Origin of the sequence: Enterobacter sp. RHBSTW-01064 (genome assembly GCF_014103035.1) — a bacterium.
Classification (GTDB): domain Bacteria; phylum Pseudomonadota; class Gammaproteobacteria; order Enterobacterales; family Enterobacteriaceae; genus Enterobacter; species Enterobacter mori.
Window position 1 is genome coordinate 386,022 of the sequence record NZ_JABXOU010000003.1, and the last position, 14,520, is coordinate 400,541.

Genomic DNA, 14,520 nt, shown 5'->3' on the forward strand with positions numbered 1-14,520 from the left:
TGAAGATTAATGAATCACTCTATTCTAGCGTCTTATTTTAACGAATCAAAAGTGAAGTCGGCTTTTTGTTGATGGGTTATTGAATTAAGTGCCGGTTCTGTTGCTTAATCAGTACCAACAGGACGCAGGAGTATAAATAATGAAAACCGCTTACATTGCAAAACAACGCCAGATCAGTTTCGTTAAATCCCATTTTTCCCGCCAGCTGGAAGAGAAGCTTGGCCTGATTGAAGTTCAGGCGCCAATTCTCAGCCGCGTGGGTGACGGGACGCAGGATAACTTGTCTGGATGCGAAAAAGCGGTACAGGTGAAAGTGAAAACACTGCCAGACGCCCAGTTCGAAGTGGTTCATTCCCTGGCGAAATGGAAGCGTCAAACTCTGGGGCAACACGACTTCAGCGCGGGCGAAGGACTTTACACGCACATGAAAGCCCTTCGTCCCGACGAAGATCGCCTCACTCCAATTCACTCCGTATACGTTGACCAGTGGGACTGGGAGCGCGTGATGGGTGACGGCGAGCGCCACGTTGGCACGCTGAAATCTACCGTTGAAGCGATCTACGCCGGAATCAAAGCCACCGAAGCGGCAGTGAGCAAAGAGTTTGGTCTGGCACCGTTCCTGCCGGAAACGATCCACTTTGTACACAGTCAGGAACTGCTGAGCCGCTTCCCGGGTCTGGATGCCAAAGGTCGTGAACGTGCGATTGCTAAAGAGTTAGGTGCCGTTTTCCTGATCGGGATCGGCGGGAAATTGTCTGACGGCAAACGTCACGACGTCCGTGCGCCGGACTACGACGACTGGAGCACTGCAGGTGAATCTGAATTTGCCGGTCTGAACGGTGATATTCTGGTCTGGAACCCGGTTCTGGAAGATGCCTTTGAGCTCTCTTCTATGGGGATCCGCGTGGATGCGGAGGCACTGAAGCGTCAGTTGGCGGTTACTGGTGATGAAGATCGCCTCAAATTGGAGTGGCACCAGGCGCTGCTGCGCGGTGAAATGCCGCAGACCATCGGCGGCGGTATCGGACAGTCCCGTCTGACCATGCTGCTGCTTCAACTGCCACATATCGGTCAGGTGCAGTGTGGCGTATGGCCGCAGCAGGTACGTGAAAGCGTCGGTTCTCTTCTTTAATTAACGCCGCCAGCGTCTGAGCAGACGGCTACGCAGCCCGGTATCAAAGCGCCAGATATGATCGAAGATGCGCATGATGCCGGGTTTTCCATGCGCGGACATCGCGACGGCATGGAACCGGTGCTGGTGCACCCGCTGTAACTCCTTCACTTTATTCACCACGTCATCCGGCAACCGCTGGGCGATGAAATCGGAAATTACCACCGCATCGGCGTCGTACCAGTCACCACCCTGCATACGCTCCACAATGCTGCGAAAACAGCTGGCCAGATCGGTACCGCCGCGAAAACGCTGGCTCAAAAAGCGGATCGCCTGTTCGATCCCCTGCTGGTTCGTCAATTCATAGCCCACCACCTCGCTGGAGAACAGCATGATGAAGCAGCGGCGCCGATCGGCGAGCGCGACGCGCATCAGCGCCAGGCAGAACGCCTTCGCGCACTGCTCGTTAAACCCGCCCATCGATCCGGACGTATCCACGCAGACAATAAAAGGCCCGCGCGGCTGCTCATCAAAGTCCTGATGAACCACTGGACGCTGGCTTACCTTCTCGCGCCAGGATTCCCCATGCAGTCGATAGGTGAGGAGCTGCTTTTCCGCCAGCCGACGATAGAACTCATATTCCAGCTCGGTCATCCCCAGCGTGCTTAGCTCGGTCGGCAGCAGGCGTAAGATGTCGTCGCTTTGCTGCAATCCATCCACCTGCTCGGGCACGGTGGCCGGTTCGCGGACCAGCGTGCGGAAGGTTTCCATCGGCGCGTCTTTCTTTGGGACCGATTTTGCCTCCCGCGAGCGGCCAAGCTGTTCCGCAAGCTTCATCAGCTCGGGCTGCTGCGTGAGAAAGTCGCCGTACTTCACGATCAGCTGGTAGTCCCCGCGCTTCAGCTGCCCGGCGCTCATGTCCCAGAGGCGTCCGGCAGCGTTTTCATTTTCTACCAGCACCTCTTCAAGCTGGCCGCTCAGCGTCATACGCTCCTGAACTTCGCTGAGCAGCTGTTCACGCTCTTCATCCAGCAGCTGCTGGTTCAGCGTTGTGGCCTGAACCACCAGGCTAAGCCGCCAGCGCTGTAAAAACAGGGTATGCAGCGCGGGGGTAAAGGTGGCGTTATCCGTAACCAGCGCCCGCGCCTGGCTGGCAAACGGAGAGTGGACTTTATCAAGCAGCGTAAGGGTTTGCGGTAGCTGGACGATAAACTGCGGTGTCGACAGCCGTTGGCACTGCTGATAGCTGGCGACCTCCTCCGTCAATTCAGGCGGAACTTCCGTCTCCTTAAACCGCTGGCGAAGGTTATCGCGCCAGCGTGGGAGATCGTCGGTCATCGCCTTTTTGAGCTTGGGGAATTTTTCAAAGAAAGCCGCCAGCTGCGGCGAAGCCAGAAGGGTAATGACCACCTCTTCGATCAACCCTTCCTCGCTGACTGCCAGCATCACGTTGAGCGTGTCCAGCGTTAGCATTGACGCGCCTGTTTGATCTGCGCGCTGACGTCCTGCAGGCTGGCTTCGATACGACCTAACCAGTCGCTATGAATAAAGAGGCATTTTTGCTGCTCGCTGAAGCGCGTGTGCTGCTGGTGCCATTCCGTATCCAGCGCTTCCAGCTGCTGCGTGATCTCTTCCGGCACGCTATCCGAAGCGGTGCCCGGCAGCGCCAGACGCGATCCTTGCAGGCTGACATCGCGGATCACCAGATGCTGGCTGCTATCCACTTCCATCGTCAGCGGCTGGGCAAAACCAATACCGTTGAGCTTGCCGCGGATCTCACCGTCCTTATCGAGCCACTGCGCCAGCGTTTCGCGCTCAATCGTAATGTGGACCACCTGCATATCGTGCAGTTTGAGCGGCTGCTGGAGCAGCAGCGTGAGCGTCGTACCAGTCAGATCGGCAGGAAGCTCATAGTGCGGTTTGCGGGCGAACATGCCACCAAGGCGATTCACTTTCAGCGCGGTTTTATCACTTTGCTGCTGCTGAAGCTGGATGCGCCGTTGGGCAATCGCCCCCAGCTGGTTGAGCATCGCCTGCTGCCCCCAGGCGTGTCCGGTCATCAATATTTCAAGCTGCTGCTGCATCAAATTCATCCCTTCGGCATCGTGCCACAGGCAGTCTTTTAGCAGGATGAGATCGATTGGCGCAACGGCATCACGACCACTGAACAAGGCGCTGGCCTGCAACAGACGGATCGCTTTTTTCCAGCGACGGTCAGAGACGTAAGGTGCAGCAGGCAGCAAATCAAGCTGTTGGCGCAGCATGAAGATCAGCTCAAAGACCGCGTCGGGCAGGGTGATTTTGCCGATGTCCTGTTGCCACTGGTGATACTCCTCATCGGTGACCTGCAGCGAAGCAGACACCGGATTCTCGTTCTCATCCTGCTGGCTTATCAGCAGGGAGCGGAAATTTGATTTATCCTGCACTTTGTCCAGCCACAGGCGGATCAACATGCGGTCATACAGCGCTTCCAGGCTGCTGTCGGCTTCAGGCAGTTCGTTGGAGGCCGCCACCAGCAGGCGCATCGGGATTTTCTCTTCGCTGGCACCGTTGCGGAACCGACGTTCGTTAATCGCCGTCAGCAGGGTATTCAGAATCGCCGGGCCGGCTTTCCAGATCTCATCAAGAAAGACAATTTCAGCCTCTGGCAGATACCCCGCCGTCAAACGCTCATAGCGCCCTTCATCTTTCAGCGCCTGAATGGAAAGCGGGCCAAACACTTCTTCGGGGGTGGAAAAGCGGGTCATGAGATATTCGAAGGCGCGGGCGTTCTGAAAAGCAAATTTGAGCCTGCGGGCAATCAGGCTTTTGGCAATGCCCGGTGGACCCAGCAAAAACACGCTTTCACCGCTCAATGCCGCTAGTAGACAGAGGCGAATGGCGTGGCTACGCTCGTAAAGGCCTTTCTCCAGCGCGCTGCTAAGGCGGGAAATTCTTTCTGCTAATAAATGTGAGTGAGCCATAATAGTTTTGCATCCTTTCGCCGTCGTGGCGGCCAATTGAAGCGAGTATAGACGTTTCGGTCAGGGCTGGTAATAGACTGAAGTGCGGCGCAATTTACTTTGCGCTACATTAACGCGGTTGCATTTAGGGGTACGATTTTGCAGTGAATCGTGCATACTGTGCGCTTTTTGTGGGCCAAGGGACTAGGCACACATTTGTTATTTAAACGAAAAGACTAGTCTATGAGCACTGATAATAAGCAATCATTACCCGCAATTACGCTTGCGGCGATCGGGGTTGTCTATGGTGATATCGGCACCAGCCCGCTGTATACGCTACGTGAATGTTTGTCCGGCCAGTTTGGGTTTGGTGTTGAACGCGATGCCGTTTTTGGTTTCCTGTCACTCATCTTCTGGCTGCTGATTCTGGTCGTTTCCGTTAAATATCTCTCTTTCGTCATGCGTGCAGATAACGCAGGCGAAGGCGGTATCCTGACGCTGATGTCCCTTGCCGGACGCAATACCTCTGCCAGAATGACGTCGGTGCTCGTGATCATCGGGCTGATTGGCGGCAGTTTCTTCTACGGGGAAGTGGTGATAACGCCCGCTATTTCGGTGCTCTCGGCGATAGAGGGGCTTGAAATTATCGCGCCACAGCTCGAGACATGGGTGGTTCCGCTGGCCATTATCGTTCTGACGCTGCTGTTTGTGATCCAAAAGCACGGTACCGGGCTGGTGGGGAAACTGTTTGCGCCGATTATGCTGGCCTGGTTCCTGGTCCTGGCTGCGCTTGGATTGCGCAGCATTATCGCGAACCCGGAAGTGCTGCATGCGCTGAACCCTTACTGGGCGGTGCATTTCTTCCTCGAATATAAAGTGGTTTCCTTCGTGGCGCTGGGTGCCGTCGTGCTCTCCATTACCGGTGTGGAAGCGCTGTATGCTGACATGGGGCACTTCGGGAAACTGCCTATCCGTGTGGCATGGTTTATTGTGGTGCTGCCGTCGCTGGTGCTGAACTACTTCGGCCAGGGCGCGCTGCTGCTTACAAACCCAGAGGCGATTAAGAACCCGTTCTTCCTGCTGGCGCCGGACTGGGCGCTGGTGCCGATGCTGATCCTGGCGACGCTGGCGACCGTCATTGCCTCTCAGGCGGTGATTTCCGGCGTGTTTTCTCTGACGCGCCAGGCCGTGCGTCTGGGTTATCTCTCACCGATGCGCATCATCCATACCTCGGAGATGGAGTCCGGCCAGATCTACATTCCTTTCATTAACTGGCTGCTCTATTTTGCGGTGGTGATCGTCATCGTTAGCTTCGAGCACTCCAGTAACCTGGCGGCGGCGTACGGTATTGCCGTGACCGGTACGATGGTGCTGACGTCGATTCTCTCCACAACGGTGGCGTACCGTAACTGGCACTGGAATAAATTCCTCGTGGCGATGATTCTTGTGGGCTTCCTGTGCATCGACGTGCCGCTGTTCTCTGCGAACCTCGACAAGATAGTGTCCGGTGGCTGGCTGCCGCTGACGCTGGGTCTGGTGATGTTCATTGTCATGACCACCTGGAAAAGCGAGCGTTTCCGACTGCTGCGCCGCATGCACGAGCACGGGAATTCTCTGGAGGCGATGATCGCTTCTCTGGAGAAATCCCCGCCGGTGCGCGTGCCGGGTACCGCGGTATATATGTCTCGAGCATTGAACGTGATTCCGTTCGCGCTGATGCATAACCTCAAGCACAACAAAGTGCTGCACGAGCGGGTAATCCTGCTGACGCTGCGCACCGAAGATGCGCCGTATGTCCACAACGTGCGCCGCGTGCAGATTGAGCAACTGTCGCCGACTTTCTGGCGCGTGGTGGCAAGCTACGGCTGGCGCGAAACGCCGAACGTGGAAGAGGTGTTCCACCGCTGCGGTCTGGAAGGGCTGAGCTGCCGGATGATGGAGACGTCGTTCTTTATGTCGCACGAGTCGCTGATCATCGGCAAGCGCCCGTGGTATCTGCGCCTGCGCGGCAAGCTGTACCTCATCCTGCAGCGTAACGCCCTGCGCGCGCCTGACCAGTTTGAGATCCCGCCTAACCGCGTGATTGAGCTGGGAACGCAGGTCGAGATCTAGTCCCTCCTGAAAATGCCGGGTGGCGCTTCGCTTACCCGGCCTACCGAACCTGTAGGCCCGCGCAAGCGAAGCGCCGCCGGGCAATTTATCCCCTCCATATTTCACTTAGCGAAACGTTTCGACGTCGATCACAAATCTGTTACGTCATGATGGTTTTCTGAACACTCTTGCGTCTACACTACTTTTAGCGAAACGTTTCGCTAGTGGAGCAAGAAAATGAAGAAAGGCACGGTTCTCAACTCAGAAATCTCATCGGTTATTTCCCGTCTTGGGCATACCGATACGCTGGTGGTTTGCGATGCAGGCTTACCGGTTCCGCGCAGCACAACCCGTATCGATATGGCGTTAACGCAGGGTGTTCCTTCGTTTATGCAGGTACTGGAAGTCGTGACGGCGGAGATGCAGGTTGAGGCAGCCATTCTCGCGGCGGAAATCAAACAACATAATCCGCAACTCCACGAAACGTTGCTCAGCCACATTGAGCAACTGCAACAACACCAGGGAAACACCATAGAAATTCGTTACACGACGCACGAACAGTTCAAACAACAAACCGCAGACAGTCAGGCGGTGATTCGCAGCGGGGAGTGTTCCCCGTATGCGAATATCATTCTCTGTGCTGGCGTCACCTTCTGAGGCCATCATGGACGCATTACTGCAACTCAAAGGGATCGATAAGTCGTTCCCGGGCGTAAAAGCCCTCTCCGGCGCGGCGCTGAACGTCTACCCCGGGCGCGTGATGGCGCTGGTGGGTGAGAACGGCGCCGGCAAATCCACCATGATGAAAGTGCTGACCGGTATCTATCAACGCGATGCCGGCTCACTCGTCTGGCTGGGTAAAGAGACCACCTTCAACGGCCCGAAATCTTCTCAGGAAGCCGGTATTGGCATTATCCACCAGGAGCTTAACCTGATCCCGCAGCTTACCATTGCGGAGAACATCTTCCTGGGCCGCGAGTTCGTAAACCGGTTCGGCAAAATCGACTGGAAAACCATGTATGCCGAAGCGGACAAGCTGCTGGCGAAGCTGAACCTGCGCTTTAGGAGCGACCGTCTGGTGGGCGATCTCTCGATTGGCGATCAGCAGATGGTGGAAATCGCGAAGGTACTGAGCTTTGAGTCGAAGGTCATCATTATGGATGAACCGACCGATGCCCTGACCGATACCGAAACTGAATCCCTGTTCCGCGTGATCCGCGAGCTGAAATCGCAGGGGCGCGGGATTGTCTATATCTCTCACCGTATGAAAGAGATCTTCGAAATCTGCGATGATGTCACCGTCTTCCGCGACGGACAGTTTATTGCCGAGCGCGAAGTGGCGACGCTGACTGAAGATTCGCTTATCGAAATGATGGTGGGACGTAAGCTGGAAGATCAGTATCCGCATCTGGATAAAGCGCCGGGTGAGATCCGCCTGAAGGTGGATAACCTCTGTGGTCCGGGCGTGAACGACGTGACCTTTACCCTGCGCCAGGGCGAGATCCTGGGCGTGGCGGGTCTGATGGGGGCCGGACGTACCGAGCTGATGAAAGTGTTGTACGGCGCACTGCCGCGTACCAGCGGTTATGTCACCCTCGACGGTCATGAAGTGGTCACTCGCTCTCCGCAGGATGGTCTGGCGAACGGCATCGTCTATATCTCCGAAGACCGCAAACGCGACGGCCTGGTGCTGGGGATGTCGGTAAAAGAGAACATGTCCCTGACCGCGCTGCGCTATTTCAGCCACAGCGGCGGTACGCTGAAGCATAAAGACGAGCAGCAGGCAGTGAGCGATTTTATCCGCCTCTTTAACGTCAAAACCCCGTCGATGGAGCAGGCGATTGGCCTCTTATCCGGGGGGAATCAGCAAAAAGTGGCGATTGCGCGCGGGCTGATGACGCGCCCGAAAGTGTTGATCCTCGACGAGCCAACCCGCGGCGTGGACGTGGGCGCGAAGAAAGAGATCTATCAGCTGATTAACCAGTTTAAGGCCGATGGTCTGAGCATCATTCTGGTCTCTTCCGAGATGCCAGAAGTATTAGGCATGAGCGATCGCATAATCGTCATGCATGAAGGGCATCTCGGCGGTGAATTCACTCGCGAGCAGGCCACCCAGGAAGTTCTGATGGCTGCCGCTGTGGGCAAGCTTAATCGCGTGAATCAGGAGTAAGAAGATGACTACCCAGGCTGTTTCTGGTCGCCGCTATTTCACAAAGGCATGGCTGATGGAACAAAAATCGCTGATTGCCCTGCTGGTGCTGATCGCGATTGTGTCGACCATGAGCCCGAATTTCTTCACCGTTAATAACCTGTTTAATATTCTGCAGCAGACGTCGGTGAACGCCATTATGGCGGTCGGCATGACGCTGGTGATTTTGACCTCGGGTATCGATCTGTCCGTCGGTTCCCTGCTGGCGCTCACCGGTGCGATCGCCGCTTCAATTGTAGGGATTGAGGTCAACGCGCTGGTGGCCGTGGCCGCTGCCCTGGCGGCAGGCGCGGCGATTGGTGCCGTAACTGGCGTGATTGTGGCAAAAGGCCGCGTTCAGGCGTTCATCGCCACGCTGGTGATGATGCTGCTTCTGCGCGGTGTGACCATGGTGTACACCAACGGCAGCCCGGTGAATACCGGCTTTACCGAGAATGCCGATCTGTTTGGCTGGTTCGGTATCGGTCGTCCGCTGGGTGTTCCTACCCCGGTCTGGATCATGGCTATCGTCTTCCTGGCGGCGTGGTACATGCTGCATCACACCCGTCTGGGCCGTTATATCTATGCGCTGGGCGGTAACGAAGCGGCAACGCGTCTGTCTGGTATCAGCGTGAATAAAGTCAAAATTATCGTTTACTCCCTGTGCGGTCTGCTGGCGTCACTGGCGGGCATCATCGAAGTGGCGCGCCTCTCTTCTGCGCAGCCGACGGCAGGTACGGGGTATGAGCTGGATGCCATTGCGGCAGTGGTTCTGGGCGGTACGAGTCTTGCGGGCGGTAAAGGTCGCATTGTTGGGACATTGATCGGCGCACTGATTCTTGGTTTCCTGAATAATGGTTTGAATTTGTTAGGTGTTTCCTCCTATTACCAGATGATCGTTAAGGCAGTGGTGATTTTGCTGGCGGTACTGGTAGACAACAAAAAACAGTAACTGACGACACTACAGGACATCTTAGATATGAACATGAAAAAACTGGCTACCCTGGTTTCTGCTGTCGCGCTGAGCGCAACCGTAAGTGCTAACGCCATGGCGAAAGATACCATCGCGCTGGTTGTCTCTACCCTGAACAACCCGTTCTTCGTCTCCCTGAAGGACGGCGCGCAGAAAGAAGCGGACAAACTGGGCTACAACCTGGTGGTGCTGGATTCTCAGAACAACCCAGCGAAAGAACTGGCCAACGTTCAGGACTTAACCGTTCGTGGCACCAAAATTCTGCTGATCAACCCAACCGATTCTGATGCCGTAGGTAACGCCGTGAAGATGGCAAACCAGGCGAAAATTCCGGTGATCACTCTGGACCGTCAGGCGTCTAAAGGTGAGGTGGTCAGCCACATTGCGTCTGATAACGTGCTGGGCGGTAAAATCGCCGGTGATTACATCGCGAAGAAAGCCGGTGAAGGCGCAAAAGTTATCGAACTGCAGGGCATTGCCGGGACTTCCGCAGCGCGCGAGCGTGGTGAAGGTTTCCAGCAGGCAGTGGCTGCACACAAATTCAACGTGCTGGCGAGCCAGCCGGCCGACTTCGACCGTACTAAAGGTCTGAACGTTATGCAGAACCTGCTGACTGCGCATCCTGACGTGCAGGCCGTATTCGCGCAGAACGACGAAATGGCGCTGGGCGCGCTGCGTGCCCTGCAGACCGCAGGTAAATCTGATGTGATGGTTGTCGGATTTGACGGCACGCCGGATGGTGAAAAAGCAGTAAATGATGGCAAACTGGCTGCGACCATTGCTCAGCTGCCTGAGCAGATTGGCGCGACTGGCGTTGAAACTGCCGACAAAATGCTGAAGGGCGAAAAAGTTCAGGCCAAATACCCGGTTGACCTGAAGCTGGTCATCAAGCAGTAAAAGGCGAATCAGGCAGTCGCTGGCTGCCTGAGGGACACCAATAAAGAAAAGTGTGGCATACGCCACCGGGTAACACCGGTGGCGCTCTCAGATGGACAACCCAACCATGAAAACCGCAGGCAACCTCGTCGTCCTTGGCAGTATCAATGCCGATCACATTCTTAACCTTGAAACCTTCCCGACACCGGGTGAAACCGTCACGGGTAACCAGTACCAGGTGGCCTTCGGCGGTAAAGGCGCAAACCAGGCCGTCGCCGCCGGACGCAGCGGGGCAAATATCGCGTTTATCGCCTGTACCGGCGATGACGATACCGGTGAGCGCGTACGCAAACAGCTGGCGAGCGACAACATTGATGTTTCGCCAGTGAGCGTAGTCGAAGGGGAATCTACGGGCGTGGCGCTGATTTTCGTCAACGCGGAAGGTGAGAATGTTATCGGTATTCATGCTGGCGCTAACGCTGCGCTGACAACGGAGCGTGTAGAAGCGCAACGTGCAATCATTAGCGGAGCCGACGTCCTGCTGATGCAGCTGGAGTCACCGGTTGAAAGCGTGCTGGCTGCCGCCAAAATTGCACATGAAAATCATACCACTGTCGTACTTAACCCGGCTCCAGCCCGTGTATTATCAGACGAGCTGCTGGCGCTGGTGGACATCATTACGCCGAACGAAACCGAAGCCGAAAAGCTGACGGGCATCCGCGTAGAAAATGATGACGATGCTGCGCGAGCCGCGGGTGCACTGCATGATAAAGGCATCGGCACCGTGATTATCACCCTTGGTAGCCGCGGAGTGTGGGTAAGTGCAAATGGCGAAGGCCGCCGCGTGCCGGGCTTTAAGGTTAAAGCCATCGATACCATTGCGGCGGGAGATACCTTTAACGGTGCGCTGGTGACGGCGCTGCTGGAAGGAAGAGCAATGGATGAGGCCATCCGCTTCGCACATGCTGCCGCCGCGATTGCGGTGACGCGTAAGGGTGCCCAGCCTTCCGTTCCATGGCGTAAAGAGATCGATGAATTCTTAAGTCAGCAGGGGTAACGCTTGGCCACAATGAAAGATGTCGCCCGCATGGCGGGAGTTTCTACCTCGACGGTCTCTCACGTCATCAATAACGATCGCTTCGTCAGCGAGGCGATCCGGGAAAAAGTCGACGCGGCGATAAAAGAACTCAACTATGCGCCGTCGGCGCTGGCGCGCAGCCTCAAGCTTAACCAGACGCGCACCATCGGTATGCTGATCACCGCCAGTACCAACCCTTTTTATTCTGAACTTGTACGCGGCGTGGAGCGCAGCTGCTTCGAGCGTGGCTACAGCCTGGTGCTGTGCAATACCGAAGGCGATGAGCAGCGCATGAACCGCAACCTGGAAACGCTGATGCAAAAACGCGTCGACGGGCTACTGCTGCTCTGTACCGAAACGCACCAGCCCTCGAAAGAGATTATCCAGCGTTATCCTTCTATCCCAACGGTGATGATGGACTGGGCACCGTTCGACGGCACCAGCGATCTGATTCAGGATAACTCCCTGCTGGGCGGCGATATGGCGACTCAGCACCTGATTGATAAAGGCCATACTCGCATTGCCTGTATTACGGGGCCGCTAGATAAAACTCCGGCGCGTTTGCGTCTGGAAGGGTATCTCTCTGCCATGGAACGGGCGGGGCTTGCCATTCCTGATGGCTATCGGATCACCGGCGACTTTGAGTTCAACGGCGGTTTCGAGGCGATGCAGAAACTGCTGGCGCAAAAGCCGCGCCCGCAGGCGGTGTTTATTGGTAACGACGCGATGGCGTTTGGTGCCTACCAGGCGTTGTATCAGGCGGGGCTACGCGTGCCGGACGATATGGCGGTGATTGGCTACGACGATATCGAACTGGCCAGCTACATGACGCCGCCGCTGACCACGATCCATCAGCCAAAAGATGAACTGGGCGAGCTGGCCATCGACGTGTTGATCCACCGTATGGCGCAGCCCTCGCTGCAGCAGCAACGTCTGCAGCTTACTCCTGTTCTGATGGAACGCGGTTCGGTTTAGCTTTCTCTTTGTGGCGCTCTTTAATCAGGTTTCGGCCGTCTTTCGGTTTTAACAGCATAAAGACCAGCGCCGACACCACGGTGAGTGCGCCCATGGTAATAAAGGTATAGTGGAACTGCTCAACGGTATTCGCGCTGTCGAAGCCTTCATAAAACCGCAGCACCGCCGCACTCACGGCAACGCCCAGACTTATCGATAATTGCTGTGTGACGGCCAGCACGCTGTTGCCGCTGCTGGCGTTCTCGTCAGTCAGGTCGGCGAGGGTGATGGTGTTCATCGACGTGAACTGCGTCGACATCGCCATGCCCAGCACAAACAGCGGCAGGATCAGCATCCAGACCGGCAACGCGGCGGACTGTAATGAGAACTGCGCAATCATCAGCCCGATAAACACCGTCACCCCAACCAGCGTCTTACGATAGCCAAACCAGCGCAGCACCTGCGTGACGGTTGATTTTGCCAGGATCGAACCCATCGCTGTGGGAGCCATCATGCAACCAGCAATCAGGGCCGGGTAGCCGAAACCGACCTGCAGCATCAATGGCATCAGGAACGGTACGCAACCCGTCCCCAGACGTGATGCAATGTTGCCCGCTATCCCTACGGAAAACGTTCGGGTGTTAAAGAGCCCCAGGGAGATTAACGGTGTCGGGTGACGGCGCGCGTGACGTATATAAAGAAGGAATAACAGAATACCGCCGAGGATAACGGAGAGCGCCATCCACGTCGCGACGATCTTCTCGCCAAACAGCTCCATCCCGCTGGAGAACAGCACCAGGCTCAGGCCAAACAGGAAAAAGCCGCCCATGTCGAAGCTGCGTCTTGGCGTGGTGAAGTCCGGCATATACTTGCGGGCATAAAACAGGCCCGCCACACCAATCGGAATATTAATCAGGAAGATCCAGTGCCAGCTTGCCCAGGTGACAAACACCCCGCCGAGTACCGGACCCAGTATCGGGCCGACAAGACCTGGCATAGTGACGAAATTCAACACCGGGAGTAATTCGCTGCGCGGATAGGCTCGCAATAACGCCAGACGCGCGACGGGCATCATCATCGCGCCGCCAATCCCCTGAAGCACGCGGAAGATAACCAGCTCAGTGAGGGATGTGGAGAGCGCGCAGGCCAGAGAGCCGAGCGTGAAAAGCGTCACGGCCAGCATGAATATCTTACGGGTGCCGAAGCGGTCAGCCAGCCACCCGCTCACGGGGATCAGCATCGCGACCGTCAGGGTGTAACTGATGATGGCGGACTGCATCGCCAGTGGGGAACGGTTGAGGCTTTGGGCTATCGCGGGAAGTGCGGTGTTAAGGATAGTGGCATCCAGTGCCTGCATAAAAAACGCCATGGCTGCAATCCACGGCAATCCGGCCATGCTGCGCGCTTTTTTCTTTGTCATTTAGTCACCTGCTGGTGGGTGGGGGCGGCCAGCAATGTCTGACACGCGCTCAGGGCACGCTGCCCGTCGCTCTCCTGAATGGCGTCTACAATTGCCTGGTGCAGCTCCAGCTTCACCACTTCATCCTGGGTAATAGAGGTAAAGTACGTGTGGTACACCGAATGGAATAATGAAGCAAAGGAGGTCAGGAACGGGTTGGCGCTCATCGTATAAATATGTTCATGCCAGGCCATGTCGACTTCAATCCAGCGTTCGCGGTTAAAGTGTTTTTTCAGGTAGGCCATCTCTGCCATTAAGGTATTAAGCTGGGCTTTTTGTTCGGCTGTTCCGAGCGTGGCGGCGAGCATACACGCCTGAGGTTCGAGGCTGCTGCGCATCACCAGAAAATGTTCGACGACCTGATGGAAATTATCTTCGGTCATCCACCAGGAGAGTAATTCCTGATCGAGGAAGTTCCAGTTAGCCTGAGGCATCACTCGCGTGCCAATGCGCGGACGCGGGAGCACCATGCCTTTTGCCGTTAACGTTTTCACTGCTTCGCGAACGGCTGTGCGGCTAACCCCAAACTGTTCTCCCAGTTCAATTTCGCCCGGCAGGATGCTACCCGGGGCATATTTACCCGCTAAAATCAGCTGAGCCAGCTTCTCTGCCAGTACATATGACAGGTTTTTTTGGGCTGCCAGCTGTTGTGCGCTTAAGGGCATCGCTTTTATTCCTTAATGATTCATGCTGATAAGTATGCCACCTCGGGTGTGATTGTGGTTGCAGATACATCAAATAGAACAATTTGTAGCTTGATTTCACCGGTGTTGGTGAAAAAAAGCACGGACAGAAACTTTTTTTAAATTTCCTCTTGTCACTTCAGAATAACTCCCTATAATGCGCCT

12 protein-coding genes are annotated in these 14,520 nt (G+C 55.9%); 8 read left to right on the forward strand and 4 right to left on the reverse strand.

Annotation, left to right across the window (positions count from 1 at the left end):
* The first annotated feature begins 139 nt into the window (after positions 1–139).
* Positions 140–1,132, forward strand: coding sequence for an aspartate--ammonia ligase (gene asnA, locus HV355_RS12080; RefSeq protein WP_089598342.1), 993 nt, complete (start codon positions 140–142; stop codon positions 1,130–1,132).
* Here asnA and viaA read toward each other — a convergent pair whose 3' ends face one another.
* A complete protein-coding gene (viaA, locus tag HV355_RS12085; RefSeq protein WP_182402028.1) occupies positions 1,133–2,584 on the reverse strand; it encodes an ATPase RavA stimulator ViaA in 1,452 nt (483 codons plus the stop codon).
* The gene (gene ravA / locus HV355_RS12090) at positions 2,578–4,074 is read right to left on the reverse strand and encodes an ATPase RavA (RefSeq protein ID WP_182402030.1); all 1,497 of its coding nucleotides are present in this window, start codon (positions 4,072–4,074) and stop codon (positions 2,578–2,580) included. Before ravA ends, viaA begins: the two co-directional genes overlap by 7 nt.
* Positions 4,075–4,296: 222 nt before the next feature.
* On the opposite strand from ravA, the gene kup reads away from it, so the two are divergent.
* The 7 genes from kup (at position 4,297) to rbsR (ending at position 12,234) form a co-directional block, all read left to right on the forward strand.
* Positions 4,297–6,165, forward strand: coding sequence for a low affinity potassium transporter Kup (gene kup, locus HV355_RS12095; RefSeq protein WP_108417223.1), 1,869 nt, complete (start codon positions 4,297–4,299; stop codon positions 6,163–6,165).
* A gap of 216 nt (positions 6,166–6,381) precedes the next feature.
* The gene (rbsD, locus tag HV355_RS12100; protein ID WP_003862392.1) at positions 6,382–6,801 is read left to right on the forward strand and encodes a D-ribose pyranase; all 420 of its coding nucleotides are present in this window, start codon (positions 6,382–6,384) and stop codon (positions 6,799–6,801) included.
* 7 nt (positions 6,802–6,808) lie between these two features.
* The gene (gene rbsA, locus HV355_RS12105) at positions 6,809–8,314 is read left to right on the forward strand and encodes a ribose ABC transporter ATP-binding protein RbsA (protein ID WP_172701496.1); all 1,506 of its coding nucleotides are present in this window, start codon (positions 6,809–6,811) and stop codon (positions 8,312–8,314) included.
* Between the two features lie 4 nt (positions 8,315–8,318).
* On the forward strand, positions 8,319–9,284 hold the full coding sequence (gene rbsC, locus HV355_RS12110; RefSeq protein WP_063202193.1) for a ribose ABC transporter permease: 966 nt from the start codon (positions 8,319–8,321) through the stop codon (positions 9,282–9,284).
* A 27-nt stretch (positions 9,285–9,311) separates the two neighbouring features.
* Complete coding sequence (rbsB, locus tag HV355_RS12115) at positions 9,312–10,202, forward strand: ribose ABC transporter substrate-binding protein RbsB (RefSeq protein WP_182402031.1); 891 nt, start codon at positions 9,312–9,314, stop codon at positions 10,200–10,202.
* 106 nt (positions 10,203–10,308) lie between these two features.
* A complete protein-coding gene (rbsK, locus tag HV355_RS12120; RefSeq protein ID WP_182402148.1) occupies positions 10,309–11,238 on the forward strand; it encodes a ribokinase in 930 nt (309 codons plus the stop codon).
* A 3-nt stretch (positions 11,239–11,241) separates the two neighbouring features.
* The gene (gene rbsR / locus HV355_RS12125; protein ID WP_108417221.1) at positions 11,242–12,234 is read left to right on the forward strand and encodes a ribose operon transcriptional repressor RbsR; all 993 of its coding nucleotides are present in this window, start codon (positions 11,242–11,244) and stop codon (positions 12,232–12,234) included.
* Here rbsR and mdtD read toward each other — a convergent pair.
* The gene (gene mdtD, locus HV355_RS12130) at positions 12,200–13,633 is read right to left on the reverse strand and encodes a multidrug transporter subunit MdtD (protein WP_010426613.1); all 1,434 of its coding nucleotides are present in this window, start codon (positions 13,631–13,633) and stop codon (positions 12,200–12,202) included. The genes rbsR and mdtD overlap by 35 nt on opposite strands.
* Positions 13,630–14,337: a FadR/GntR family transcriptional regulator gene (locus tag HV355_RS12135; RefSeq protein ID WP_182402033.1), complete on the reverse strand. Its 708-nt coding sequence runs from the start codon at positions 14,335–14,337 to the stop codon at positions 13,630–13,632. Before HV355_RS12135 ends, mdtD begins: the two co-directional genes overlap by 4 nt.
* Between the last annotated feature and the right edge of the window lie 183 nt (positions 14,338–14,520).